Origin of the sequence: Pseudomonas sp. B33.4, assembly GCF_034555375.1 — a bacterium.
In the GTDB taxonomy this organism is placed as follows: Bacteria; Pseudomonadota; Gammaproteobacteria; order Pseudomonadales; family Pseudomonadaceae; genus Aquipseudomonas.
Genome location: NZ_CP140706.1, coordinates 2,248,058 through 2,271,726 on the forward strand (window position 1 = coordinate 2,248,058; position 23,669 = coordinate 2,271,726).

At 56.2% G+C, this 23,669-nt stretch carries 29 protein-coding genes, 1 tRNA gene and 1 pseudogene; 23 read left to right on the forward strand and 8 right to left on the reverse strand.

The window, feature by feature from the left end:
- Window positions 1-2: 2 nt before the first annotated feature.
- Together U6037_RS09885 and U6037_RS09890 are read right to left on the reverse strand one after the other, a co-directional pair.
- Window positions 3-272, reverse strand: a complete 270-nt coding sequence (locus U6037_RS09885; RefSeq protein ID WP_166219800.1) for a DUF1654 domain-containing protein — start codon at window positions 270-272, stop codon at window positions 3-5.
- Window positions 273-470: 198 nt separating this feature from the next.
- Window positions 471-1,559 carry an asparaginase gene (locus U6037_RS09890; protein WP_093432129.1) on the reverse strand — a complete coding sequence of 363 codons (1,089 nt, stop codon included), beginning with the start codon at window positions 1,557-1,559 and terminating at the stop codon, window positions 471-473.
- Between the two features lie 349 nt (window positions 1,560-1,908).
- On the opposite strand from U6037_RS09890, the gene U6037_RS09895 reads away from it, so the two are divergent.
- The 8 genes from U6037_RS09895 to U6037_RS09930 all read left to right on the forward strand — a co-directional run bounded on the left by U6037_RS09895 (window position 1,909) and on the right by U6037_RS09930 (window position 9,526).
- The gene (locus U6037_RS09895; protein WP_322846592.1) at window positions 1,909-2,358 is read left to right on the forward strand and encodes a hypothetical protein; all 450 of its coding nucleotides are present in this window, start codon (window positions 1,909-1,911) and stop codon (window positions 2,356-2,358) included.
- Window positions 2,359-2,558: 200 nt separating this feature from the next.
- A complete protein-coding gene (locus U6037_RS09900; protein WP_077571943.1) occupies window positions 2,559-3,515 on the forward strand; it encodes a sugar ABC transporter substrate-binding protein in 957 nt (318 codons plus the stop codon).
- Window positions 3,516-3,571: 56 nt separating this feature from the next.
- On the forward strand, window positions 3,572-5,125 hold the full coding sequence (locus U6037_RS09905) for a sugar ABC transporter ATP-binding protein (protein ID WP_322846593.1): 1,554 nt from the start codon (window positions 3,572-3,574) through the stop codon (window positions 5,123-5,125).
- Window positions 5,122-6,099 (forward strand): ABC transporter permease, encoded by a 978-nt coding sequence (locus U6037_RS09910; protein WP_016984938.1) that lies wholly within the window; start codon window positions 5,122-5,124, stop codon window positions 6,097-6,099. The genes U6037_RS09905 and U6037_RS09910 overlap by 4 nt, the downstream gene beginning before the upstream one ends.
- 3 nt (window positions 6,100-6,102) lie before the next feature.
- Entirely contained in the window at window positions 6,103-7,122 is a 1,020-nt protein-coding gene (locus U6037_RS09915; RefSeq protein ID WP_322846594.1) for a LacI family DNA-binding transcriptional regulator, read from the forward strand.
- Between the two features lie 24 nt (window positions 7,123-7,146).
- Window positions 7,147-8,064, forward strand: coding sequence for a ribokinase (gene rbsK / locus U6037_RS09920; RefSeq protein WP_322846595.1), 918 nt, complete (start codon window positions 7,147-7,149; stop codon window positions 8,062-8,064).
- On the forward strand, window positions 8,061-8,465 hold the full coding sequence (gene rbsD / locus U6037_RS09925; protein WP_322846596.1) for a D-ribose pyranase: 405 nt from the start codon (window positions 8,061-8,063) through the stop codon (window positions 8,463-8,465). Before rbsK ends, rbsD begins: the two co-directional genes overlap by 4 nt.
- Window positions 8,466-8,497: 32 nt before the next feature.
- Window positions 8,498-9,526, forward strand: a complete 1,029-nt coding sequence (locus U6037_RS09930) for a nucleoside hydrolase (RefSeq protein WP_322846597.1) — start codon at window positions 8,498-8,500, stop codon at window positions 9,524-9,526.
- A 33-nt stretch (window positions 9,527-9,559) separates the two neighbouring features.
- Here U6037_RS09930 and U6037_RS09935 read toward each other — a convergent pair whose 3' ends face one another.
- A complete protein-coding gene (locus tag U6037_RS09935; protein WP_322846598.1) occupies window positions 9,560-9,766 on the reverse strand; it encodes a hypothetical protein in 207 nt (68 codons plus the stop codon).
- Between the two features lie 130 nt (window positions 9,767-9,896).
- On the opposite strand from U6037_RS09935, the gene U6037_RS09940 reads away from it, so the two are divergent.
- Both U6037_RS09940 and U6037_RS09945 read left to right on the forward strand, forming a co-directional pair.
- Window positions 9,897-10,202, forward strand: a complete 306-nt coding sequence (locus tag U6037_RS09940; protein ID WP_007913485.1) for a hypothetical protein — start codon at window positions 9,897-9,899, stop codon at window positions 10,200-10,202.
- Window positions 10,203-10,371: 169 nt separating this feature from the next.
- Complete coding sequence (locus tag U6037_RS09945) at window positions 10,372-10,689, forward strand: I78 family peptidase inhibitor (RefSeq protein ID WP_322846599.1); 318 nt, start codon at window positions 10,372-10,374, stop codon at window positions 10,687-10,689.
- 72 nt (window positions 10,690-10,761) lie between these two features.
- Here the strand turns inward: U6037_RS09945 and U6037_RS09950 are convergent, their stop codons facing one another.
- A complete protein-coding gene (locus tag U6037_RS09950; protein ID WP_003179963.1) occupies window positions 10,762-10,974 on the reverse strand; it encodes a cold-shock protein in 213 nt (70 codons plus the stop codon).
- A gap of 288 nt (window positions 10,975-11,262) precedes the next feature.
- A complete protein-coding gene (locus U6037_RS09955; protein WP_093432157.1) occupies window positions 11,263-11,565 on the reverse strand; it encodes a hypothetical protein in 303 nt (100 codons plus the stop codon).
- A gap of 371 nt (window positions 11,566-11,936) precedes the next feature.
- On the opposite strand from U6037_RS09955, the gene thrS reads away from it, so the two are divergent.
- The 9 genes from thrS to U6037_RS10000 all read left to right on the forward strand — a co-directional run bounded on the left by thrS (window position 11,937) and on the right by U6037_RS10000 (window position 19,390).
- Window positions 11,937-13,859 (forward strand): threonine--tRNA ligase, encoded by a 1,923-nt coding sequence (gene thrS, locus U6037_RS09960; protein ID WP_322846600.1) that lies wholly within the window; start codon window positions 11,937-11,939, stop codon window positions 13,857-13,859.
- Window positions 13,859-14,410: a translation initiation factor IF-3 gene (gene infC / locus U6037_RS09965; protein ID WP_171057393.1), complete on the forward strand. Its 552-nt coding sequence runs from the start codon at window positions 13,859-13,861 to the stop codon at window positions 14,408-14,410. Before thrS ends, infC begins: the two co-directional genes overlap by 1 nt.
- A gap of 60 nt (window positions 14,411-14,470) precedes the next feature.
- Complete coding sequence (gene rpmI, locus U6037_RS09970; protein WP_002553160.1) at window positions 14,471-14,665, forward strand: 50S ribosomal protein L35; 195 nt, start codon at window positions 14,471-14,473, stop codon at window positions 14,663-14,665.
- A gap of 28 nt (window positions 14,666-14,693) precedes the next feature.
- A complete protein-coding gene (rplT, locus tag U6037_RS09975; RefSeq protein WP_007913489.1) occupies window positions 14,694-15,050 on the forward strand; it encodes a 50S ribosomal protein L20 in 357 nt (118 codons plus the stop codon).
- 109 nt (window positions 15,051-15,159) lie between these two features.
- The gene (gene pheS / locus U6037_RS09980; RefSeq protein WP_127926600.1) at window positions 15,160-16,176 is read left to right on the forward strand and encodes a phenylalanine--tRNA ligase subunit alpha; all 1,017 of its coding nucleotides are present in this window, start codon (window positions 15,160-15,162) and stop codon (window positions 16,174-16,176) included.
- Between the two features lie 26 nt (window positions 16,177-16,202).
- Window positions 16,203-18,581: a phenylalanine--tRNA ligase subunit beta gene (gene pheT, locus U6037_RS09985; RefSeq protein WP_322846601.1), complete on the forward strand. Its 2,379-nt coding sequence runs from the start codon at window positions 16,203-16,205 to the stop codon at window positions 18,579-18,581.
- Window positions 18,582-18,584: 3 nt separating this feature from the next.
- The gene (ihfA, locus tag U6037_RS09990; protein ID WP_002553164.1) at window positions 18,585-18,887 is read left to right on the forward strand and encodes an integration host factor subunit alpha; all 303 of its coding nucleotides are present in this window, start codon (window positions 18,585-18,587) and stop codon (window positions 18,885-18,887) included.
- On the forward strand, window positions 18,868-19,224 hold the full coding sequence (locus U6037_RS09995; RefSeq protein ID WP_003179985.1) for a MerR family transcriptional regulator: 357 nt from the start codon (window positions 18,868-18,870) through the stop codon (window positions 19,222-19,224). Before ihfA ends, U6037_RS09995 begins: the two co-directional genes overlap by 20 nt.
- Window positions 19,225-19,313: 89 nt before the next feature.
- A tRNA-Pro gene (locus U6037_RS10000) sits at window positions 19,314-19,390 on the forward strand.
- 69 nt (window positions 19,391-19,459) lie between these two features.
- Here the strand turns inward: U6037_RS10000 and U6037_RS10005 are convergent.
- Window positions 19,460-20,116, reverse strand: a pseudogene (locus tag U6037_RS10005) (tyrosine-type recombinase/integrase); the annotation flags it as partial.
- A 105-nt stretch (window positions 20,117-20,221) separates the two neighbouring features.
- Between U6037_RS10005 and U6037_RS10010 the strand changes: the two are divergent.
- From U6037_RS10010 to U6037_RS10020, 3 genes are all read left to right on the forward strand, one after another.
- Window positions 20,222-20,539: a hypothetical protein gene (locus U6037_RS10010; protein ID WP_322846602.1), complete on the forward strand. Its 318-nt coding sequence runs from the start codon at window positions 20,222-20,224 to the stop codon at window positions 20,537-20,539.
- A gap of 130 nt (window positions 20,540-20,669) precedes the next feature.
- On the forward strand, window positions 20,670-21,110 hold the full coding sequence (locus U6037_RS29415) for a hypothetical protein (protein WP_416221709.1): 441 nt from the start codon (window positions 20,670-20,672) through the stop codon (window positions 21,108-21,110).
- Window positions 21,111-21,140: 30 nt separating this feature from the next.
- Complete coding sequence (locus tag U6037_RS10020; protein WP_322846603.1) at window positions 21,141-21,974, forward strand: hypothetical protein; 834 nt, start codon at window positions 21,141-21,143, stop codon at window positions 21,972-21,974.
- Window positions 21,975-22,012: 38 nt separating this feature from the next.
- Here U6037_RS10020 and U6037_RS10025 read toward each other — a convergent pair whose 3' ends face one another.
- A complete protein-coding gene (locus U6037_RS10025) occupies window positions 22,013-22,621 on the reverse strand; it encodes a recombinase RecT (RefSeq protein ID WP_322846604.1) in 609 nt (202 codons plus the stop codon).
- A gap of 19 nt (window positions 22,622-22,640) precedes the next feature.
- Here U6037_RS10025 and U6037_RS10030 point away from each other — a divergent pair, with 19 nt between their 5' ends.
- On the forward strand, window positions 22,641-23,114 hold the full coding sequence (locus U6037_RS10030; protein ID WP_416221718.1) for a phage antirepressor KilAC domain-containing protein: 474 nt from the start codon (window positions 22,641-22,643) through the stop codon (window positions 23,112-23,114).
- Here U6037_RS10030 and U6037_RS10035 read toward each other — a convergent pair.
- The gene (locus U6037_RS10035) at window positions 23,065-23,571 is read right to left on the reverse strand and encodes a hypothetical protein (protein WP_322847378.1); all 507 of its coding nucleotides are present in this window, start codon (window positions 23,569-23,571) and stop codon (window positions 23,065-23,067) included. The genes U6037_RS10030 and U6037_RS10035 overlap by 50 nt on opposite strands.
- Window positions 23,572-23,669: the final 98 nt, after the last annotated feature.

Consider the following 23,669-nt stretch of genomic DNA (forward strand, 5'->3'; position numbering starts at 1 on the left):
AATCAATCTTCCTTCGGTACGACCCAAAAAATCTGCACGCCACCGTCGTCGCGATAGGCGAGGGTGACGTTGTCGTTCTCGTCGATTTCCTCGAGCAGGCGCTCCCACTCATCCATCGGTTCATCCGGTAGACGGAAGATCAGTGCGGCTTTGGCTTTTTGGGCGGTGGGAGAATTGATGATTTTCTGAACGCGCATACCCATGCGTTCGTAAGCGTCAGGAGCATCAGGGGAGGTGGCCACGAGGTTATCCTTATTAAGCTGTACGTGCATACAGTATTTAACTGTAAGCATTTTCGCAACTGCTTAAAATTCAAGAAAATCCTCTGACAGCGCTTTTCCTGTTTTGGTGTAGGTCGTGGCGAATTTTTTGTGGGAAAAATGCGAGAGCGTTGTAGGCGACGCACCACCCGCCTTTTAAGCGAGCGGTGTGCCGGGCGCCCGATCAGGAGTGGACCGGGCGAAGGTCAATCAGTATTCCCAGAACATCCGTTGCAGCTCTTTGCTGTCGTTGGTTTTGGTCAGTGCAACCATCGCCAGGATGCGCGCTTTTTGCGGGTTCAGGTCGTGAGCCACAACCCAGTCGTACTTGTCGTCTGGCTGTTCGGCGTTACGCAGAACGAAGCCGCCAGCGTTGACGTGGGACGAGCGGATGATTTGCACGCCATCCTTGCGCAGTGCTTGCAGGGTCGGAACTACGCGAGAGGACACCGAGCCGTTGCCGGTACCGGCGTGGATGATTGCCTTGGCGCCGGACTGGGCGAGAGCCTTGTAGGCGGTATCGCTCACGTTGCCGTAGGAATAAGCGATTTCTACGTCAGGAAGGCTCTTGATGTTTTTGATGTCGAATTCCGAGTCCATGGTGTGACGCTTGGCTGGCAAGCGGAACCAGTAGGATTTGCCTTCAACCACCATGCCCAATGGGCCCCAGGCGCTTTTGAACGCTTCGGTCTTGATGTTGATCATTTTGCTGACGTCACGACCGGACTGGATTTCATCATTCATGGTCACCAGTACGCCTTTGCCGTGCGCTTCTTTGCTGCTGGCCACGGCCACGGCGTTGTACAGGTTGAGCATGCCGTCTGCAGACATGGCGGTGCCCGGACGCATCGAGCCGACGACGATGATTGGCTTGTCGGTTTTTTCCACCAGGTTGAGGAAGTAAGCGGTTTCTTCCAGGGTGTCGGTGCCGTGGGTGATGACGATGCCATCGACGTCTTTGCTGTCAGCCAGTTCGGCCACGCGGCGACCCAGTTGCAGCAGGTTTTCGTTGGTGATGCTTTCCGAGGCAATCTGCATGACTTGTTCGCCACGCACATTCGCCAGTTTGCTCAGCTCGGGAATGCCGGCGATCAATTGCTCGACACCCACCTTTGCTGCCTGGTAAGTGGCGCTGTTGGCGGCGCTTGCGCCAGCACCGGCAATGGTGCCGCCGGTGGCAAGTACCACAACGTTGGCGAGCTTGGTCTGGGTTTCGACTTCTTTTGCCTGAAGGGCGGTGGGCAGGAGCAGGAGGAGGGCCAAAGCGCCCGGAACCAAAGTGTTGAAAGCAGATTTCATTATTTTTCTCTCTAGTAGTGAGACGGTGCTGATGCAGGTTCATCTAGATGCATCCCAAGCCGATCTGGATCCTTGGGATGCGATGAAGGGAGCAGGATCTGTACCAGCGCTACTTTGCGTTAGAAAAATGTTTAACCTGATGATTTACATCAAGATTTTATTGGTTTTAAAAACCTGTCCAGCGTCCTCTATCCGGGTTTCCGAACAATAGACGCTTTCGCGTTCGGCTCTCCGAAAAGGACTACTGCTTCTGTCGAGTGATTCGGGTTGCCGGTTTGGGGTTTTCTGCTAAAGAAAGCTTCGCGCAGGCCGATGGGTGTTCAAGGAAATTAAAATGTAGGGAGTTCACATGTCACTGACGGTCGGTTTTTCAAATCCCGGTGCAGTCACGATTGGCGGCAAAACCGCAGCGACGATCAATGCATTGAGCGAGGCAGAGGCGGACGCCTCTACCGAGGCGCTGGGTACCGAGAAAGATCAAGGCAATCAAGTCAGAACCGGTGGAGCTGCTGCGCCAGAAGACAGCAAGGCTGAAAGCGGCGACAACCTGAGCGTTACCGTCAAGATGCTGCTCAAGCGCATGCAGGAATTGCAGAAGCAACTTCAGGAGCAGCAACAGCAACTGGCCGCGGCACAAGCTGAAACTTATCCGACGCCCGAGGCGAAATCGCAGGCGGTCATGTCCATCCAAGGGCAGATCGCCCAAACCAGCGCCGCGATGGCAGAAGTGGCGGGTGCATTGGTCAAGGAAATGACCAAGAGTTCCACCAGCGGTAATCTGGTCAACACCACGGTATGAGCAGCGGTGGGGTGAGTCGGACGATTCGCCCTACAATAAAAGACGATTTCTGATTGTTGACAAATGTCGGCGGGATTCGCATAGTTCGGTCTACGCAAACGTTTGCGCGGCTTTTTCGGCGCCGTATCGGCCAGAAAAACCGGCGTAGCTTACGCCAGCGCAAACGTTGCTCACAATAATCATAAGATCGGAGTGAACCCATGAAGCTGCCATTCGCTGGACGTCTTCTTGCTGTCGCTATGCTGGCTGCCACAGCCGCCGCACTACCTGTCTCTTCGGCATTCGCCGAGTCTGCCGAAAAACCCAAAGTCGCGTTGGTCATGAAGTCTCTGGCCAATGAATTCTTCCTGACCATGGAAGATGGCGCCAAGGCTTATCAGAAAGAACACTCCGCCGATTTCGACCTGATCTCCAACGGTATCAAGGACGAAACGGATACTGCCGGTCAGACGCGCATCGTCGAGCAGATGATCCTGGCCAAGGTCAACGCGCTGGTGATCGCGCCGTCTGACTCCAAAGCCATGGTGCCGGTGATCAAGAAAGCCGTCGATGCCGGCATCACCGTGATCAACATCGATAATCAGCTTGATCCGGCAATCGTCAAAAGCAAAAACATCAGCGTGCCTTTCGTAGGCCCGGACAACCGCAAAGGTGCGCGTCTGGTCGGTGAATACCTGGCCAAGCAGCTCAAGGCCGGTGACGAAGTCGGCATCATTGAAGGCGTGTCCACCACGACCAATGCACAGCAACGTACTGCGGGCTTCAAGGATGCGATGGATGCCGCACAGATCAAGATCGTTTCCCTGCAATCCGGTGACTGGGAAATCGACAAGGGCAACAAGGTTGCTGCTTCGATTCTCAGTGAATACCCGGACGTCAAAGCGCTGCTGGCCGGCAACGACAGTATGGCTGTAGGTGCGGTTTCTGCTGTGCGCGCTGCTGGCAAGGCCGGTCAGGTTCAAGTCGTCGGTTACGACAACATCAATGCCATCAAGCCAATGTTGAAGGACGGCCGCGTGCTGGCCACTGCAGACCAGTTCGCTGCAAAACAAGCCGTGTTCGGCATCGAAACCGCGCTGAAAATCATCAAGGGCGAGAAAGTCGACAGCGGCGCCAACGGCGTCATCGAAACACCGGTCGAGCTGGTCACCCAGTAAGTCTTCTGGCGACACAATGGCGCTCGTCCGTCCGGGCGAGCGCATGGAGAGTTTTTATGTCTGTTTCCGCCCCGAACGCTGTCCTCTCGGTCAGCGGTATCGGTAAGACCTATGCGCAACCGGTGCTCACCGGCATCGATCTGACGCTGATGCGCGGTGAAGTGCTGGCGCTGACCGGCGAGAATGGTGCCGGCAAAAGTACGCTGTCGAAGATCATTGGCGGACTGGTCACGCCGACCACCGGCCAGATGCAATTCCAGGGCAAGGACTATCGTCCGGGCAGCCGCACCCAGGCCGAAGAGCTCGGCGTGCGTATGGTCATGCAAGAGCTCAATCTGTTGCCGACACTGTCGGTCGCGGAAAACCTGTTTCTCGACAATCTGCCAAGCAATGGCGGCTGGATCAGCCGCAAGCAATTGCGCAAAGCCGCTATCGAAGCCATGGCGCAAGTCGGTCTCGACGCGATCGATCCGGATACGCTGGTCGGCGAGTTGGGTATCGGGCATCAGCAGATGGTCGAAATCGCCCGTAACCTGATCGGCGATTGCCATGTGCTGATTCTCGATGAGCCGACCGCGATGCTGACCGCACGTGAAGTCGAAATGCTGTTCGAGCAGATCACCCGATTGCAGGCGCGCGGCGTCTCGATCATCTACATTTCCCACCGTCTCGAAGAGCTTGCCCGCGTGGCGCAGCGCATTGCCGTGCTGCGTGACGGCAATCTGGTCTGTGTCGAGCCGATGGCCAATTACAACAGCGAGCAACTGGTAACGCTGATGGTCGGTCGCGAGTTGGGTGAGCATATCGACATGGGCCCGCGCAAGATTGGTGCCCCGGCGCTGACGATCAAAGGTCTGACGCGCTCCGACAAAGTGCGCGATGTCTCGTTTGAAGTCCGTGCCGGCGAGATCTTCGGGATTTCCGGACTGATCGGGGCAGGGCGCACGGAATTACTGCGTTTGATATTCGGTGCGGACACCGCTGACAGCGGCAGCATTGCACTCGGCTCGCCAGCCAAAGTGGTCAATGTGCGCTCGCCCGTTGATGCTGTGCGCAATGGCATCGCACTGATCACTGAAGACCGCAAAGGTGAAGGCCTGCTGCTCAGTCAGTCGATCAGTGCCAACATCGCGCTCGGCAATATGCCGGAAATTTCCAGTGGTGGTGTCGTCAACAACGGCGACGAGATCGCTTTGGCGCAACGTCAGATCGACGCCATGCGCATCCGCAGTTCAAGTCCGACACAGCTGGTTTCGGAATTGTCCGGTGGCAATCAGCAGAAGGTCGTGATCGGCCGCTGGCTGGAGCGTGACTGTTCGGTGCTGCTGTTCGATGAGCCGACCCGAGGCATCGACGTTGGTGCCAAGTTCGACATTTATGCCTTGCTCGGCGAGCTGACGCGCCAGGGCAAAGCGCTGGTGGTGGTGTCCAGTGACCTGCGCGAACTGATGCTGATTTGCGACCGGATCGGCGTGTTGTCGGCAGGGCGGCTGATCGACACCTTCGAGCGCGACAGCTGGACCCAGGATGAACTGCTTGCCGCCGCGTTCGCCGGCTACCAAAAACGTGATGCGTTGCTCAACGAAGCGGCGCCTAGGGATCTCCCATGAAAACTGCATCTCCTGCCGGCAAACGTAGTGGCAACTTCTATGGCCTGGGCACTTACCTGGGTCTGGCCGGTGCGTTGCTGGCGATGATTGCGCTGTTCTCGGTCTTGAGCAGCCACTTTCTTTCGTATAACACCTTCAGTACGTTGGCCAACCAGATTCCTGATCTGATGGTCTTGGCGGTCGGCATGACCTTTGTGCTGATCATCGGTGGCATCGATCTGTCCGTTGGTTCGGTGCTGGCACTGGCGGCCTCTACGGTCAGCGTCGCGATTCTCGGTTGGGGCTGGGGCGTGTTGCCGTCGGCGTTGCTCGGTATGGCTGTGGCGGCACTGGCCGGTACGGTCACCGGGTCGATCACCGTGGCCTGGCGGATTCCATCGTTCATCGTCTCTCTCGGTGTGCTGGAAATGGCCCGAGGTCTGGCGTATCAGATGACCGGATCGCGCACCGCATACATTGGAGACTCGTTCGCCTGGTTGTCGAATCCGGTCGCATTCGGTATCTCGCCGTCGTTCATTATTGCGTTGCTGGTGATTATCATCGCCCAGGCTGTGTTGACCCGGACCGTGTTCGGTCGCTACCTGATCGGTATCGGCACCAACGAAGAAGCGGTGCGACTCGCAGGGATCAATCCAAAACCTTACAAGATTCTGGTTTTCAGCCTGATGGGCCTGCTGGCCGGTATCGCCGCGCTGTTTCAGATTTCCCGTCTGGAAGCCGCTGACCCGAATGCCGGTTCTGGTCTGGAGTTGCAGGTGATCGCCGCTGTGGTGATCGGCGGCACCAGCCTGATGGGCGGGCGCGGTTCGGTGATCAGCACGTTCTTCGGCGTATTGATCATCTCTGTGCTGGCGGCGGGTCTGGCGCAAATCGGGGCGACCGAACCGACCAAACGAATCATCACTGGCGCCGTCATCGTGATCGCGGTGGTACTCGATACTTATCGCAGTCAGCGCGCCAGTCGCCGGGGCTAAGAAATGGCAACAATCAAGGACGTGGCAGCCCTCGCGGGAATTTCCTACACGACGGTGTCGCATGTGGTGAACAACACCCGGCCGGTCAGTCAGGAAGTGCGGCTGAAAGTCGAGGCAGCGATCAAGAGCCTCGACTATGTGCCAAGTGCAGTGGCGCGCTCATTAAAGGCCAAGACGACTGCGACCATCGGCTTGCTGGTGCCGAACAGTCTCAACCCGTACTTCGCGGAATTGGCGCGGGGCATCGAAGATTACTGCGAGCGTAACGGCTACTGCGTGATCCTCTGCAACTCCGACGATAACCCCGACAAGCAGCGCAGCTATTTACGTGTTCTGCTGGAAAAGCGCATCGACGGTTTGATCGTCGCCTCCGCTGGCGGTGACAGCGGTCTGGCGCAGGGGCTGGCCGGGGTGAAAACGCCGATGGTCATCGTTGACCGTGGCCTGGACGGTGTCGATGCCGATCTGGTGCGCATCGACCACGAATACGGTGCATATCTGGCGACCCGTCATCTGCTGGAGTTGGGTCATCGCGACATTGCCACCATTGGCGGTCCGGCCACTACCAGCGTGGCGCAGATGCGTCAGGCCGGTTATTGCCGGGCGCTGAATGAGGCGGGCATTGAAGTCCGCCGGGAGCGCATGCTGGAAAGCGATTTCACCAGCACGGGTGGATACAACGCGGCGGCGATTCTCCTTGAGAGCAATCCGCCGAGTGCGATTTTTGCCGGTAACGACATGATCGGCATCGGCGTGCTGCGTGCGGCGGCGGAGCGCAAGGTGCGCGTGCCGAGCGAGCTGTCGGTGATCGGTTTTGACGATATCCAGATGAGCCGTTACGTGTATCCGGCACTCACTACGGTGGGGCAATCGATCCTGCAACTGGGTGAGATGGCGGCCGAAGTGCTGCTGCGAAGAATTGCTACGCCGAATCTGGGCACTGATCAGCGGATCGTGACCCCGAGTATTGTCTTGCGCGAATCGACCGCACCGTTGTCCGGTGTGTTCACCGAATACCGCTGAAACCGAATTGACGAGTAATGATGTATGCCAGCAAATGTAGTGGTAATAGGCAGCCTGAACATGGATCTGGTGACCCGGGCGCCACGGCTGCCCGCAGGCGGTGAAACGCTGATCGGTCATTCGTTTGCCACGGTTTCCGGTGGCAAGGGCGCCAATCAGGCGGTGGCCGCAGCACGTTTGGGTGCGCAGGTGGCGATGGTCGGTTGCGTTGGCAATGACGACTATGGCGTGCAGTTGCGTGACGCTCTGCTGGCTGAGCAGATCGATTGTCAGGCCGTGAGCACGGTCGAGGATTGCAGTGGTGTGGCGTTGATTGTGGTCGATGACAACAGTCAGAACGCAATTGTCATTGTCGCTGGTGCCAACGGTGCCATGACACCCGCAGTGATCGATCGGTTTGATGCGGTGCTGAAAGGCGCCGATGTGATCATCTGCCAGCTGGAAATTCCGGATGCCACGGTGGGGCATGCGCTCAAGCGTGCCCGTGCGCTCGGCAAAGTCGTCATTCTCAATCCGGCGCCGGCCAGTCGTCCATTGCCGGCAGACTGGTTTGCCGCGATCGACTACCTGATTCCCAACGAGAGCGAAGCGAGCGCATTGAGCGGATTGCCGGTGGATTCGCTGGCAACCGCAGAAGTTGCTGCCAGCCAGCTGATCGCCATGGGGGCGGGCAAAGTCATCATTACTCTGGGGTCTCAAGGCTCGCTGTTCGCCAATGGCAAAGGCTTCGAGCATTTCCCGGCGCCGAAAGTGAAGGCTGTCGACACCACTGCGGCGGGGGACACCTTCGTCGGTGGTTTTGCCGCTGCGCTGGCCAATGGCAAGTCCGAGGCAGAAGCGATCCGCTACGGGCAGATCGCCGCCGCGCTGTCTGTCACCCGTGCCGGCGCGCAGCCGTCCATTCCAACCCGATCCGACGTACAGGCCTTTAAAACCGCATGAAAAAAACTCCTCTGCTCAACGTCGCCTTGTCGCGGCTGATTGCATCTCTGGGTCACGGCGACATGGTGGTTATCGGTGATGCCGGGCTCCCGGTGCCGCCGGGTGTCGAGCTGATTGACCTGGCGCTGACCCATGGCGTGCCGGATTTCATCAGCACCCTGAAGGTCGTACTCAGCGAGATGCAGGTAGAAAGCCATGCACTGGCCAAAGAAATCTTCGACAAGCAACCGACCGCGCTGAATACGCTGGACGAGTTGAATGAAGAGGGCGCTCTGGGCCGTCGCGATCTGCTCGGTCACGAGCAATTCAAGGTTCTCAGCCGACAGGCTCGGGCGATTGTTCGTACAGGCGAATGCCAGCCGTACTGCAATATCGTTCTGGTCGCCGGGGTTACGTTCTGATTTTTCGATTCCACATGCACAAGGAATGCGCCATGCACCGCTATGCTCAGAAACTGCATCAACTCATCCGGGGTTTACTGCTTTTGTCCGTAATCACTGCGACCGGCGCTCAGGCGGCGGAAAAAATCGACCTGATCATCGATACCGATCCAGGAGCCGACGATGTGGTCGCCCTGTTGTTCGCGCTGGCCTCGCCGGACGAACTGAACATTCGCGCGCTGACCACCGTGGCCGGCAACGTGCGCCTCGACAAGACTTCACGTAACGCGCGCCTGGCTCGCGAGTGGGCAGGGCGCGAAGACGTACCGGTTTATGCGGGGGCGCCAAAGCCGCTGATGCGCACGCCGATCTACGCCGAGAACATCCATGGCAAGGAAGGCCTGTCGGGTGTCACCGTACATGAGCCGAAAAAAGGTCTGGCTGAGGGCAATGCGGTCAACTATCTGATCGACACCCTGAAAAAAGCCAAGCCGCACAGCATCACTATCGCCATGCTCGGTCCACAGACCAACCTGGCACTGGCGCTGATCCAGGAGCCTGAAATTGTTCAGGGCATCAAGGAAGTGGTGATCATGGGTGGTGCGCACTTCAACGGCGGCAACATCACACCGGTGGCCGAATTCAATTTGTTCGCCGATCCGCAAGCGGCAGAAGTGGTTCTGAAAAGTGGCGTGAAACTGACCTATCTGCCACTGGACGTGACCCACAAGATTCTCACCAGTGATGCGCGCCTGAAACAGATCGCTGCGCTGAACAACAATGCGAGCAAGATTGTCGGTGACATCCTCAACGAGTACATCAAAGGCGACATGGAGCACTACGGTATTCCGGGTGGCCCGGTGCATGACGCTACCGTTGTGGCCTATTTGCTCAAGCCGGAGCTGTTCACCGGTCGCTCGGTGAATGTCGTGGTGGATAGCCGTGAAGGGCCGACTTTCGGTCAGACCATCGTCGATTGGTACGACGGCCTGAAGGCGCCGAAAAACGCCTTCTGGGTGGAAAACGGCGACGCGCAGGGCTTCTTTGACTTGCTGACCGAGCGCCTGAAGCGACTGAAGTAAATCATTCGCCCGCAGGTGCCAGCCTGCGGGTTTTTACACCCTCTCAGTGGGTTCGTCCTGTTCGGTCGGATAGCGCTCGAAAATCTGCTTGATGAATTGTTTGGCCGCTTCCGTGCCCAGTTCTTTGACCAATAGATCGATACCAATCAGCGCCAGTTCCTCTGTGGTTCCCGGGCTGTAGGAGCTGTGACCGTCTGCCCATTTGGCTTTGATGTCGGCGTCGATGCTGATGGTGGTCATGGGAGCGCTCAAAAGTCAGAAGGTCTGTGCGTCGAGTTAACCATTTTGTCGGGCATTTGGCACTGCGACTTAGGCATGAACGGAGCGCTATGCGACACTTGGTCTTTCAAGGCTTTCCAAGGACCGTGCTGTGCAGATCGATTTGAATACCCCTGACGGCCTCACGCTCGACGCAGTGCGCCAATTGCTTGCCTCGGCCAGTGACGACGAACACACGCAACTGCGCGTGACCAAGGGCGGTATCGCTTACATTTCTTCGGGCGTTACCGGTGGGCAGGATATCGACGGTTTGCTGTTTCGCCTGGAAACCTGGGCCAAGGGTTCAGGGTACGTCGGCAACGTCGCGGCCAGCGACGAGGTGTGGGTGATGCAGATTTTCAACGCGCTGAAGGACAACTGGCCGAATCCGCCGTATGACTACATCGACGTCTACTGAGTGCCGTTAATATTCAGTCACGATTCATTGATGAAGTGACGCATGCCGCTCAGGCACACTCGGCGTTTTTCCAATCGTGGGGCAGGGTGATGGCCTTGGCCGTGAAACCAAACGCCGGAATGGCGGTCGCACGATCTCAGCTTAACCATTTTGAAAACAAGGAGGCTTCATGCCTTTGAAGTTCGCGACACTGGGTGCACTTATGGCCACTGTTATGTTGGCCGGTTGCAGCACGACCTCCAGCGAGTCGGCAAAGGAAACTGCGGCGACCGAAGCCGGTCACAGCCGCTGTGAAGCAACGGCAGCGGAATTCGCCATCGGCAAGAAAGCTTCGCCAGAGTTGCTGGAGCAGGCGCGCACCAAAGCCGGGGCGCAGAATGCCCGCTTCCTCAAGCCGAATGACATGATCACGCTCGAGTACCGCTCGGATCGCTTGAATCTGAACACCGACAACAATCTGGTGATCACTCGCGTCAACTGCGGCTAATCAGACAGCGCTTTTGTTGCAGGCATAAAAAACCCCGTCACATGGACGGGGTTTTTTTAGTGCGCCGAGAAATTACTCTGGGCGAACCTGTGCAGCTTGCATACCCTTTTGGCCTTTCTCAGCCACGAAGGAGACGGTCTGGCCTTCTTTCAGGCTTTTGAAACCGTCGGATTCGATAGCTTTGAAGTGTACGAACAGGTCGTCACCGCCACCTTGAGGAGTGATGAAGCCGAAGCCTTTTTCATCGTTGAACCACTTAACGGTGCCGGTTTGGCGATTAGACATGGTGTATCTCCAAGAAACATATATTTTTCAGTACTGTGCTGCTCAGGCCAACTGGGCACACCCGGGTATCATAGTCGAAATGTTCGCTTTGGTAGCCCCCCGGACGTGCTGTTTGCCAATCAGTCGTGTTTTCTTTACTGCCTGTTTCTGCTGAAAGCCCCGGTTTACAAGGCTTTGAGCGGAACGTAAAGACGATAAAAAAACCTGTAAAACCTGCATAAATCCTCCGAAAAGGCTCAAATTCAGCCCTTTTTAGAGGCGCTGAGCCAACTCAAAAGACCTTTTTGATCACTTTTTAGCCGGGGTATTTGCCTTGCATTTGGCAATTTGGCCCAACGCTTTCTGTTGCAATTCAGGGGTGGCCTTGTTGTCCATCAGCGCCTGAATGTCAGCAGCAGGGTAGGACTTGATAGCATCAGCACCACAGGCGCAGTGCGATTTGGCCGCCGCAGCGCCAATTTGCGGAGTCGCCGCCTGCGTGCACTGCGCCATGTACTTCTCGCGCTCGCCCTTCGGCCAATCGGCGTGGGCGCTCAGCGGCAGCAGCATAACGATGGGGGCGACTACGGCGAACAGGGTATTCAGACGCATGCGAGGATGCTCCTTGTGGGTCAATGTCTTGTTATCTGAGGGCTGAAGGGGCCATCAAGTTCAGCACTCTGGCATAAAAACAGACGATTTGCCTTCTGATCAAACAGAGGCATAGGTGACCGCTCATCTGTGCTAGCATGCCGGGCTCAAGCGTTCTCAGGCTCCGGATGACCTTCAGTCCCGGCAGCGGTCAACGTGCGAATATTTCGATTTGAATCCCAGTCACTCTGGTTCGGTTTTCCGGTTGGCCGCAAGGCTCCTGCCGCTGTAAGGCAGGCGTTCGTCATTGAATGGCCTGGATCGGATCTTGTACTGGCTCATCCCAACCCACGTGACCTTTGGTAGGGGTCACCACTAGGAGAGGAGGCGCCATGCCAACTATTACTCTTCCCGACGGCAGTCAACGTTCATTCGATCACCCGGTTTCCGTAGCCGAGGTCGCCGCATCCATTGGTGCGGGTCTGGCCAAAGCCACCCTGGCCGGCAAGGTCAATGGTCAACTGGTCGACGCCAGCGACATCATCAGCAGCGACGCGACCCTGCAAATCATCACGCCCAAGGATGAAGAGGGGCTGGAGATCATTCGCCACTCTTGCGCTCACCTGGTGGGCCATGCGGTCAAACAGCTGTACCCGACTGCGAAAATGGTGATCGGCCCGGTCATCGACGAAGGCTTCTATTACGACATCGCCTTCGAACGTCCTTTCACTCCGGACGACATGGCCGCGATCGAGCAGCGCATGCAGCAGCTGATCGAGAAAGATTACGACGTCATCAAGAAAGTCACTCCGCGCGCCGAAGTGATCGAAGTGTTCAAGGCCCGTGGCGAAGACTACAAGCTGCGCTTGGTCGAGGATATGCCGAACGAGCAGGCCATGGGTCTGTACTATCACGAAGAATACGTCGACATGTGCCGTGGCCCGCACGTGCCGAACACGCGCTTCCTGAAATCCTTCAAGCTGACCAAACTGTCGGGCGCCTACTGGCGTGGCGACGCCAAGAACGAGCAATTGCAGCGCGTTTACGGCACCGCCTGGGCAGATAAAAAGCAGCTGGCCGCTTATATCCAGCGCATTGAAGAAGCTGAAAAGCGCGATCACCGCAAGATCGGCAAGCGTCTGGGCCTGTTCCACACCCAGGAAGAATCCCCGGGTATGGTGTTCTGGCACCCGAACGGCTGGACTCTGTACCAGGTGCTCGAGCAGTACATGCGCAAGATCCAGCGCGACAACGGCTACCTTGAGATCAAGACCCCTCAAGTCGTTGACCGCAGCCTGTGGGAGAAATCCGGGCACTGGGCCAACTACGCCGACAACATGTTCACCACTCAGTCGGAAAACCGCGACTACGCGATCAAGCCGATGAACTGCCCGTGCCACGTACAGGTGTTCAACCAGGGCCTGAAGAGTTACCGCGAGCTGCCGATGCGTCTGGCCGAGTTCGGTGCTTGCCACCGCAACGAGCCGTCGGGTGCACTGCACGGCATCATGCGCGTACGTGCGTTCACTCAGGACGACGCCCACATCTTCTGCACAGAAGAGCAGATGCAGGCCGAATCCGCCGCGTTCATCAAGCTGACCATGGACGTTTATCGTGACTTCGGCTTCACCGATGTCGAGATGAAACTGTCCACTCGTCCGGAAAAGCGCGTTGGTTCCGACGAGCTGTGGGATCGCGCTGAAGCTGCATTGGCTGCAGCCCTTAATTCTGCAGGCCTGCCGTACGATCTGCAGCCGGGCGAAGGTGCGTTCTACGGTCCGAAGATCGAGTTTTCGCTGAAAGACTGCCTTGGTCGGGTCTGGCAATGTGGTACTCTGCAGCTCGATTTTAACCTGCCTGTCCGTTTGGGCGCTGAATACGTCTCTGAAGACAACAGCCGCAAACACCCAGTGATGTTGCACCGTGCGATCCTCGGTTCCTTCGAGCGTTTCGTCGGGATTCTGATCGAGCACTACGAAGGTGCATTCCCTGCATGGCTCGCGCCAACGCAGGCGGTGATCATGAATATCACTGATAAACAGGCAGATTTTGTTGCAGAAGTTGAAAAAACTCTCAACGAAAGCGGATTTCGTGCCAAGTCCGACTTGAGAAATGAAAAGATCGGCTTTAAAATCCGCGAGCATACTTTGCTCAAGGTTCCCTATCTTTTGGTTATCGGAGATAAGGAAGTCGAGATGCAGACTGTCGCTGTGCGTACTCGTGAAGGTGCTGACCTGGGCTCGATGCCCGTCGCCCAGTTCGCTGAGTTTCTCGCGCAAGCGGTTTCCCGGCGTGGTCGCCCAGATTCGGAGTAATTATTATTAAGCGTGAAATGAGACAAGATAAACGAGCTGCACCGAAAGCCCCGATCAACGAGAATATCTCGGCACGCGAGGTTCGGTTAATTGGCGCTGATGGCGAGCAGATTGGCATCGTCTCGATTGATGAAGCGCTTCGTATTGCTGAAGAAGCAAAGCTTGATCTGGTGGAAATCTCCGCAGACGCAATCCCACCGGTTTGCCGGGTGATGGATTACGGCAAATCGATCTTCGAAAAGAAGAAGCAGGTTGCCGCGGCGAAGAAGAACCAGAAGCAGATTCAGGTAAAAGAAATCAAGTTTCGTCCAGGGACGGAGGAAGGGGATTACCAGGTAAAACTGCGCAACCTGGTACGTTTCCTGAGTGATGGGGACAGGGCCAAGGTATCCTTGCGATTCCGCGGCCGTGAGATGGCCCACCAGGAGCTGGGGATGGAACTCCTCAAGCGGGTTGAAGCTGACCTGCTCGAGTACGGTTCGGTCGAACAGCATCCTAAGATGGAAGGACGCCAGCTGATCATGGTCATCGCCCCGAAAAAGAAGAAGTAATCAACAGGGCACGGCAGGCCTTCTGATTATGTTTATCAACTGAATGCGGAGTATCCGAACATGCCAAAAATGAAAACCAAAAGTGGTGCTGCTAAGCGGTTTCTGAAAACTGCTAACGGTATCAAGCACAAGCACGCTTTCAAGAGCCACATCCTGACTAAAATGTCGACCAAGCGTAAGCGTCAACTGCGCGGTAGCAGCTTGCTGCATCCGTCTGACGTGGCAAAAGTCGAGCGCATGCTGCGCCTTCGTTAATTTTAGTCAAGAATAGAGGAAGTAACTCATGGCTCGTGTAAAGCGTGGCGTCATTGCCCGTAAGCGTCACAAAAAAATTCTGAAACTTGCTAAAGGCTACTACGGCGCACGCTCCCGCGTATTCCGTGTTGCCAAGCAAGCGGTAATCAAGGCAGGCCAATACGCCTACCGTGACCGTCGTCAGAAAAAACGTCAGTTCCGCGCTCTGTGGATTGCTCGTATCAACGCTGGTGCTCGTGTTAACGGTCTGTCCTACAGCCGTTTCATCGCTGGCCTGAAAAAAGCGTCCATCGAGATCGACCGTAAGGTTCTGGCTGATCTGGCAGTGAACGAAAAAGCGGTGTTTGCTGCGATTGTCGAGAAAGCTAAAGCCACCTTGGCTTAAGTACCCCCGACAATCACCCGGCCTCACTTCCGTGGGGTCAGGTGGTAAACGTCTTAAATAGGGGAAGAGCCTTCAAGCTCTTCCCCTATTTTGTATCTGGAGTCTGTACATGGAAAACCTGGATGCGCTGGTCTCTCAAGCACTAGAGGCTGTGCAAAGCGCTGAAGATATCAATGCCCTGGAGCAAATCCGGGTTCAATACCTTGGCAAAAAGGGTGAATTGACTCAGGTGATGAAGACCCTGGGGAATTTGCCGGCAGAAGAGCGTCCGCAAGTCGGTGCCCTGATCAACGTTGCCAAGGAACGTGTCACAGGCGTTCTCAATGCGCGCATGGCTGTGTTTGAAGAAGCCGAACTGGCTGCCAAACTGTCTGCCGAATCCATTGATGTGACGCTGCCGGGCCGTGGTCAGACCTCCGGTGGCCTGCATCCGGTGACCCGGACTCTGGAACGTGTAGAGCAGTTCTTCACCCGCATAGGCTACGGCATTGCCGAAGGTCCTGAGGTTGAAGACGACTATCACAACTTCGAAGCGCTCAACATCCCAGGCCATCACCCGGCCCGGTCGATGCATGACACCTTCTACTTCAATGCCAACATGTTGCTGCGCACCCATACCTCGCCGGTACAGGTCCGCACCATGGAATCGAAGCAGCCGCCGATCCGCATCGTCTGCCCAGGCCGCGTGTATCGCAGCGACTCTGATATCACCCACTCGCCGATGTTCCACCAGGTCGAAGGCCTGCTGGTTGATCGCGATATCAATTTTGCCGATCTCAAAGGCACCATCGAAGAATTCCTGCGCGTGTTCTTCGAGAAAGAGCTGGCCGTACGTTTCCGTCCTTCGTACTTCCCGTTCACCGAGCCATCCGCTGAAGTCGATATGGAATGCGTGATGTGCAGCGGTAAAGGCTGCCGCGTCTGCAAACAGACCGGCTGGCTGGAAGTGATGGGGTGCGGCATGGTTCACCCGAACGTACTGCGTATGTCCGGCATCGATCCGGAAGAGTTCTCCGGTTTTGCCTTCGGCATGGGCGTCGAGCGTCTGGCCATGCTCCGTTACGGCGTGAACGACTTGCGTCTGTTCTTCGACAACGACTTGCGGTTCCTCGCGCAATTTCGCTAGTCGTAACGAATTCTTAGGAGAGCAGGATGAAATTCAGTGAACAATGGCTGCGTGGCTGGGTTAGCCCGCAGGTAGATCGCGACGAGCTGGTTGCTCGTCTGTCGATGGCTGGCCTTGAGGTCGATAGCGTGACCCCGGCCGCCGGTGTATTCAGTGGCGTGGTGGTAGGCGAGGTGCTGAGCACCGAGCAACACCCTGATGCCGACAAGTTGCGCGTGTGCCAGGTCAGCAATGGCGCGGAAACCTTCCAGGTCGTGTGCGGAGCGCCAAACGTGCGTCCGGGCCTGAAGATTCCGTTCGCCATGATCGGTGCCGAACTGCCGGGCGACTTCAAAATCAAGAAAGCCAAGCTGCGCGGCGTTGAGTCCAACGGCATGCTCTGCTCGCAAGCCGAGTTGCAGGTCGGTGAAGGCAACGACGGTCTGATGGAGCTGCCGGCCGATGCGCCGGTGGGCGAAGACTTCCGTGTCTATCTGGATCTGGAAGACGCCAGCATCGAGGTCGACCTGACCCCGAACCGCGGCGACTGCCTGTCCCTGGCCGGTCTGGCCCGTGAAGTCGGCGCGCTGTACGACGCGCCGGTCACCCGTCCGGTGGTTATGGCTATTCCAGCCGTGCATGACGAAGTGCGTTCGGTAGAAGTACTGGCGCCTGCTGCTTGCCCACGTTACCTGGGCCGCGTTATCCGTAACGTTGATCTGTCCAAGCCAACGCCGCTGTGGATGGTTGAGCGTCTGCGTCGCGCCGACGTGCGCAGCATCGACGCTGCCGTCGACATCACCAATTACGTGATGCTCGAACTGGGTCAGCCGCTGCACGCTTTCGATCTCGCCGAAATCAATGGCGGCATTCGTGTGCGCATGGCGGAAGAGGGCGAGAAGCTGGTACTGCTCGACGGTCAGGAAGTCAGCCTGCGCAGCGATACGCTGGTGATTGCCGACCACACTCGCGCGCTGGCAATTGCCGGTGTGATGGGTGGCGAGCACAGCGGTGTCTCCGCGACCACTCGCGACGTATTCCTGGAATCCGCATTCTTCGACCAGATCGCGGTCGCTGGCAAGGCTCGTTCTTATGGCTTGCACACCGATGCATCGCACCGCTACGAGCGTGGCGTTGACTGGCAACTGGCCCGTGAAGCCATGGAGCGCGCCACTGGCCTGCTGCTGGACATCACTGGCGGCGAAGCCGGCCCGATCATCGAGACCGTCAGCGAGCAGCATCTGCCGTCGATCGCGCCGATCACGCTGCGTGCCCAGCGCATCACTCAGATGCTCGGCATGGAAATGGATTCCGCTCAGGTTGAGCGTTTGCTCGGCGGTCTGGGTCTGGGCATTACTGCCGACGGTGAAGGCCAGTGGCGCGTAGAAGTGCCAAGCCATCGCTTCGACATCAGCCTGGAAGTCGATCTGATCGAAGAGCTGGCCCGTCTGTACGGCTACAACCGTCTGCCGGTTCGTTACCCGCAAGCGCGTCTGGCACCACAAGCCAAAGCTGAAGCGCGTAGCGATCTGCCGGAACTGCGTCGCCTGCTGGTAGCGCGTGGTTATCAGGAAGCGATCACATACAGCTTCATCGATCCGCGTCAGTTCGAACTGTTCAGCCCGGGCGTTGAGCCGCTGTTGCTGGCCAATCCGATTTCCAATGACATGGCTGCCATGCGTTCGTCGCTGTGGCCTGGCTTGGTCAAAGCGTTGCAGCACAACCTCAACCGTCAGCAGGATCGCGTGCGTCTGTTCGAAAGCGGTCTGCGCTTCGTTGGTCAGCTCGAAGGTCTGAAGCAAGAGCCGATGCTGTCCGGTGTGGTTTGCGGTAGCCGTCTGCCGGAAGGTTGGGCGCAGGGTCGCGACACCGTCGACTTCTTCGACGTCAAAGCTGACGTGGAAGCGGTGCTGGGCTTTGCCGGTGCACTGGATTCGTTCACCTTCGCACCGGGCAAGCACCCGGCGCTGCACCCGGGTCAAACCGCACGCATCGAGCGAGAGGGGCGTGAAGTCGGTTTCATCGGCGCCATTCACCCGGAATTGTCGAAAGCACTGGGTCTGGATCGTCCAGTCTTCGTTTTCGAACTGGTTCTGGCTGAAGTGGCACTCGGTAAAATGCCGAAATTCCACGAGTTGTCGCGCTTTCCTGAAGTGCGCCGTGACCTTGCACTGATTGCGCACAAAGACGTCGCGTCCGCAGCCGTACTGGACGTAATCCGTGAAAATGCAGGCGAATGGCTCACAGATCTCAGGCTGTTTGACGTGTATCAGGGTAAAGGCATTGATCCTGATAGAAAAAGCCTTGCAGTTGGCTTGACCTGGCAGCATCCATCGCGCACTCTTAATGACGATGAGGTGAATTCGACGACGCAAAATATCCTCACCTCGCTCGAACAAAGGTTGAACGCCACGTTAAGGAAGTGACGTATGGGGGCTTTGACGAAAGCTGAGATGGCGGAACGTCTGTATGAAGAGCTGGGCCTGAACAAGCGGGAAGCCAAGGAATTGGTCGAACTGTTTTTCGAGGAAATCAGGCACGCTCTTGAAGACAACGAGCAGGTCAAATTGTCCGGTTTCGGCAATTTCGACCTTCGGGACAAACGCCAGCGGCCTGGCCGCAACCCGAAAACGGGGGAAGAAATCCCGATCACGGCTCGCCGTGTGGTCACCTTTCGTCCAGGGCAGAAGTTGAAGGCCCGAGTTGAGGCTTATGCTGGAACCAAGTCATAACGACGAACTACCCGTCATCCCGGGCAAACGCTACTTCACCATCGGTGAAGTCAGCGAGCTGTGTGCCGTAAAGCCACACGTGCTGCGCTACTGGGAGCAGGAGTTTCCTCAGCTCAACCCCGTCAAACGCCGCGGAAACCGCCGGTATTATCAGCGCCAGGACGTGCTGATGATCCGGCAGATCCGCGCGCTCCTTTACGATCAAGGTTTCACCATCGGCGGCGCACGACTGCGTCTGTCCGGCGATGAAGCCAAAGACGACACGACCCAATACAAGCAGATGATTCGGCAGATGATTGCCGAATTGGAAGATGTGCTGGTGGTTCTCAAGAAATAAAAAGCAGCGTTTGAATACTTCCAGTTTTCAAAAGCTTGCGCTATATTCTTGAGCGTTCTTCGAGGTGAAGAACGAGTTGCAGGACCAGTCGGGGCGTAGCGCAGTCCGGTAGCGCACTAGCATGGGGTGCTAGGGGTCGAGTGTTCGAATCACTCCGTCCCGACCATATTTTTCAATGACTTAGCCCAACTTTAGCGAGTTGGGCTTTTTCATGCGTAGGGACTTTTGCGGGGGTTTATCCCGTTTTTCTCCTCAAGATGGTCAGAGCCGGTCCTCGCGAATCGGTTGCCGACACTTTGTTTGCCGCCTCAATCAAATGCTCAAGCTCTGCGGTAGAATAGTGGCTCGTAATGCTGCCGTTCTTGTGCCCGAGTAATGCCTTTCGATCTTCCTCTGTCACGTTCGCTGCACGAAGCCTTCTGCCAAAGGTGTGCTTCAGATCGTGAACCCTGATCGACCGGAACCCAGGGTGTGCTGGCGACTTGTGTTCCTTCTCCCATTTCGCCGCCGCCCTGATCCTTGCACTCTTCCATGCCGTGTCGTTCATGCGGTGCATCGCGGTTGGCCCGTACTCGTCCGGCTGTCCGTAGGGGAAGACGAACTTCGTGTGCAGACCGCGCTGGCCGTCGATAATCGACATCGCAACCCGATTCAGCACCACCAACCTCTCATCCCTGTTTTTAACTCCCGCCTTTTCGTGCCTCCCACCAAATTCTGAAGGGATCAGGAACACGCTCGTCCCTAATTCCGGCACCCGTATCTCCCAATCCCACTGAAGTTTGCAGACCTCCTGCTCCCGGCTTCCCGAGTTCACTTTGTAGAGTGCCATCCTCAGCAGGTAATCCGGGATCTCGGCAAACAACATCGACTGCTCCTCCCACGACAACGGGTAACTGCAGAACAAAACGTGCATAGGGGGTCCTCGCCGGCTGGCGTGATTCGTAGAAGTGGGGTATTTGTGTTCGGCCCGGCATGGAGCCGGATCAAGGAGTGAACTTTGAAAAAATCAATCGTCGACCAGGTTTGGCACAAAATAGCTGATCTGGATTCACAGGGCCGTGCTGCAGCGGTGAGTAAGCTTGAGCAGGTGACCGACCTTGCTAGGCGAATAGGCCAAACCGAAGGCGGAGAGGCGGCCAACAACATTCTGGAGCACGGGCTGATTGAGGTCGCACTGCTTCGCTGTCGGGAAATTCAAGACGGAAAAACCGGCCTCGACTATGACGATCTGCAAATTTACTACCGTTACGCCACCGCAGCGATGCATAAGGCTGAAGCAGTTATTGGTGACGAGCTGGCTCATCTCGATCTTTAAGCAGTCCTGATTATTTCATCGTCAGGCTCTGGCGGATCATCTGCGATCGACTTCATGCCGGCGGCCTGAATAATGCGCGACACCTTTTCAGTCACAACAAAAGGTGTCGTGATGCACTTGAGCATCTGGCTTGGGTTTCGAAGTCGGCCGCGATCAGGTTCATCAGCAGCAGCTGGTAAATCTCCTGCTGATTGTTGATGCCGTGCGCTGCCATGACCCGCTTGAGGTCAGGCTTGAACACCCCAGCCACCTCAACTGTAAACTTCTCGACGCCCAATGCAGCGTCCTTTGCTGCTGCCTACTCGCGCTTTTCTTTTGCTTGATCGCTTCCTTCGTCGGCTCCTGTTCTTCGGCCATGACCTACCTCTTCCGCTGGCCGGTAAGTCCGGCAATGTCAGTCGTCGGCGCTGGCGACCTGGTTGCTGATGCGCCTCATGCAGCGACTAAATCGCCCAAATTTTTAAATCCATGGTGTGCCTCAATGAGGGCGTCGCCTTCCGGGGTTGAATGCGGTGCGAAAATTTCGGTGATGGCAATTTGCGATTGGAAAATTAGCGCACTGTCATTATGATTGCCGCGCTCATCCCAAGGACGCCACGTAATGTACCTGCTACTAATCGCTCTAATAGTGTTTCAGATATTTACAACCTCAATCGCTATATATTTATATGGGTTAACGCGGAAAAAGGGTAGTGATAAGATTGAGCCATATAGCCAATTTTCGATAGGCGCGTGTGCCCTCGGTTTTGCTGTTACGATTTTGTTTCTGTTTTATGTTTTTGTTAGCGAGGAGTTCGAGATTTCTAATAACTTGGGGCAGGTGGGTGACTTTGTCGGGGGGTTGACTAATCCTGTTCTAAGTTTTATCGCGTTGATAGTGCTTTTAAGGACAACTCTGATACAGACGATTGAAACCAGGAAGACTTCCGCGATTATGCTGGAACAGCAAAAACTTTTTGAGCAGGAGCGATTTGAGTCTAGTTTTTACCAGTTGCTTGAACGTTACGAGACTGCTGCTGAGAGGCATTGGCGGCAAACTAATCATGGTGAAAAGTACACGAAGGGGATAAGTAAAGTTCTTGAGCTAAAATCACGTAAAGAGGAAATTGATGCATTTCCAATTAAAGTCAGACTAAAAGAGATTGAAACGGAGGTAAGGAAATGTCTTGACAATGATAAAGATAAGAAAGTGATTTTAAAGGCTTTCAAGGTTTTTGGCTTTTTGCATGTTTCAAATTTGTCGACAAAAAGGAAAAAATATTATTTTTCTATATTTACTGATGCTATGGAGCCGTGTGAGTTAGTTATGTTTTTAAGTATGGCATTCATTACTACCAGTAGTCGTAAAAAGTTGAAAATTTACGCTCCTTCAGCGAATTTGAAACACCAATTTTTCGTATCTGAATCTGTTTGTAACTACTTTAGTCGTAGGTAATTCGGTAAGACCATCTCATCACCCGGATCGCGCTTTAGTTAGGCCAAACATTCACTCTGAAACATCCGCGCCACGCTCTCACGTATCTGAATTTTGTTGCGCGGACTGCCAATCACCAGATACGAAAGAGTTGGTCCGAGAGCATGCGCAGTCAGGATCAAGTCATGCACCGCCTCGTTGATTTCCGTAATGTCGCTCCAGGCCATCAACTCATCAAGCTTCTGTCGGATGCCGAGAGCCTGTTCAAGCTCTGCTTTGCGGTTGTTAACGGCTGCTTTGAATTGCTCGTAGGCGGCCATGTCCTTTGATTGCTTGATGGCCTCAAGCCCGGACACCCACACCGCCTGCAAGGCTTCGATCGTGCCCGCTGCCTTCGCTTGAGATGACCAGCCCCGAGCCAGCGCAGCATCCGTGGCCGGCTGATCGGAAACAGAGGTCAGCTTCAGCCCCTCGTCCGACTCGGTATTCAGATAGTGGATCGCCTTCTCGAGGCGGTCAGTCTTCGGCCAATATTTGTAGGCCTGCTTTACGCAAGTTTTCTTCGTCATTTCGCCCGGATCAGTTACCCAAGGGCAAAGCTTCGAGTTGTCTTTGATGTAGGCCTTCCACGCCTCGGAGCGATCACGAATGGCGATAACCTCATTCATGCTCATCGGGTGGGTGGGGATGCGCGAGTCGAAAGCCGTTCGCCGATCTGTCCTGAAAAAGCTCAAAGAGCTGGAAGGGCCGCGGGTTCTCGCCACACTGCCTGACTTTTCCAATCCCGCCGCTGCCGCCCGTGCTTGGGCCGAACAGTTCGAGCTTCAGCAGGCAGCCAATCAGGCGCTGACTGAGGCAGCGCCAAAGATCGCCTTTGTCGAGCGCTACGTCGAATCAACCGGCCTCAACGGTTTCCGCCAGGTGGCAAAGCTGCTCAAGGCCAACGAGTCGCGATTCCGAGAGTTCCTGCTCGACAAAAAAATCATGTACCGCATGGGCGGTGAATGGCAGGCCTACCAGCCTCACATCGACGCCGGCCGCTTCGAAGTAAAAGCCGGCACCAGCGACAGCGGCCACGCCTACAACCAATCCAAATTCACTCCCAAGGGCGTCAACTGGATTGCCGGCCTTTGGGCTCAGTACAAGCTGGCCGAGGCCTGATATGCAATTCACCGTCACGATCAATCAGGTGAAGGCGCTGGAGTGGGGGCTGAATTCTCAGCAGGCCTTGCTGTTCGCCGTGGTGAAGACCCTGGCACCGCAGCGCTTCACGCAACAGGCCGTTCTCGTTTGGGCTGTAGTCGCGCAGGTCATCCTTTTCGAATAAGTAGCGGTCGCCATCGAAGATAACCAGAGGCTCGCCGGCGCAGTCCTTGACCGGCATCGCCGCAAATTTTGCTTGGCGCCGGACGTGTCGGCACTCATCGCAGGAACTGTTCACTTCATAGATGGGGTATTCAGGGTTCACTTCGCAGCGGCGGTGAGTTGCGCCGCAGTGGCGGGCAAGGTTCTCGTCGTCGCCGAAAAAACGACCACCAGAGGAAACCCAACCGGTTACCGTTTGCAGGCTGGCCGCTTCCGGAGCGTCGTACATGATGATTGGCTTTTGTGCAGACATGACTTCGTCCTTGCCGCTATAGCGGCTGACTTTGAAGGGGGAGGGAGTTTTTTCTGGGATTTGTGCGAAGCTCTGGCGCGTTGCGAGCTTTCATTTAG

Bases quoted from the DNA above. Each gene is read 5' to 3' on its own strand.
- U6037_RS09885 (WP_166219800.1), bottom strand. From the start codon at position 272: ATGCACGTACAGCTTAATAAGGATAACCTCGTGGCCACCTCCCCTGAT.
- U6037_RS09890 (WP_093432129.1), bottom strand. From the start codon at position 1,559: ATGAAATCTGCTTTCAACACTTTGGTTCCGGGCGCTTTGGCCCTCCTC.
- U6037_RS09895 (WP_322846592.1), top strand. From the start codon at position 1,909: ATGTCACTGACGGTCGGTTTTTCAAATCCCGGTGCAGTCACGATTGGC.
- U6037_RS09900 (WP_077571943.1), top strand. From the start codon at position 2,559: ATGAAGCTGCCATTCGCTGGACGTCTTCTTGCTGTCGCTATGCTGGCT.
- U6037_RS09905 (WP_322846593.1), top strand. From the start codon at position 3,572: ATGTCTGTTTCCGCCCCGAACGCTGTCCTCTCGGTCAGCGGTATCGGT.
- U6037_RS09910 (WP_016984938.1), top strand. From the start codon at position 5,122: ATGAAAACTGCATCTCCTGCCGGCAAACGTAGTGGCAACTTCTATGGC.
- U6037_RS09915 (WP_322846594.1), top strand. From the start codon at position 6,103: ATGGCAACAATCAAGGACGTGGCAGCCCTCGCGGGAATTTCCTACACG.
- rbsK (WP_322846595.1), top strand. From the start codon at position 7,147: ATGCCAGCAAATGTAGTGGTAATAGGCAGCCTGAACATGGATCTGGTG.
- rbsD (WP_322846596.1), top strand. From the start codon at position 8,061: ATGAAAAAAACTCCTCTGCTCAACGTCGCCTTGTCGCGGCTGATTGCA.
- U6037_RS09930 (WP_322846597.1), top strand. From the start codon at position 8,498: ATGCACCGCTATGCTCAGAAACTGCATCAACTCATCCGGGGTTTACTG.
- U6037_RS09935 (WP_322846598.1), bottom strand. From the start codon at position 9,766: ATGACCACCATCAGCATCGACGCCGACATCAAAGCCAAATGGGCAGAC.
- U6037_RS09945 (WP_322846599.1), top strand. From the start codon at position 10,372: ATGCCTTTGAAGTTCGCGACACTGGGTGCACTTATGGCCACTGTTATG.
- U6037_RS09950 (WP_003179963.1), bottom strand. From the start codon at position 10,974: ATGTCTAATCGCCAAACCGGCACCGTTAAGTGGTTCAACGATGAAAAA.
- U6037_RS09955 (WP_093432157.1), bottom strand. From the start codon at position 11,565: ATGCGTCTGAATACCCTGTTCGCCGTAGTCGCCCCCATCGTTATGCTG.
- thrS (WP_322846600.1), top strand. From the start codon at position 11,937: ATGCCAACTATTACTCTTCCCGACGGCAGTCAACGTTCATTCGATCAC.
- rpmI (WP_002553160.1), top strand. From the start codon at position 14,471: ATGCCAAAAATGAAAACCAAAAGTGGTGCTGCTAAGCGGTTTCTGAAA.
- rplT (WP_007913489.1), top strand. From the start codon at position 14,694: ATGGCTCGTGTAAAGCGTGGCGTCATTGCCCGTAAGCGTCACAAAAAA.
- pheS (WP_127926600.1), top strand. From the start codon at position 15,160: ATGGAAAACCTGGATGCGCTGGTCTCTCAAGCACTAGAGGCTGTGCAA.
- pheT (WP_322846601.1), top strand. From the start codon at position 16,203: ATGAAATTCAGTGAACAATGGCTGCGTGGCTGGGTTAGCCCGCAGGTA.
- ihfA (WP_002553164.1), top strand. From the start codon at position 18,585: ATGGGGGCTTTGACGAAAGCTGAGATGGCGGAACGTCTGTATGAAGAG.
- U6037_RS09995 (WP_003179985.1), top strand. From the start codon at position 18,868: ATGCTGGAACCAAGTCATAACGACGAACTACCCGTCATCCCGGGCAAA.
- U6037_RS10020 (WP_322846603.1), top strand. From the start codon at position 21,141: ATGTACCTGCTACTAATCGCTCTAATAGTGTTTCAGATATTTACAACC.
- U6037_RS10025 (WP_322846604.1), bottom strand. From the start codon at position 22,621: ATGAATGAGGTTATCGCCATTCGTGATCGCTCCGAGGCGTGGAAGGCC.
- U6037_RS10030 (WP_416221718.1), top strand. From the start codon at position 22,641: ATGCGCGAGTCGAAAGCCGTTCGCCGATCTGTCCTGAAAAAGCTCAAA.
- U6037_RS10035 (WP_322847378.1), bottom strand. From the start codon at position 23,571: ATGTCTGCACAAAAGCCAATCATCATGTACGACGCTCCGGAAGCGGCC.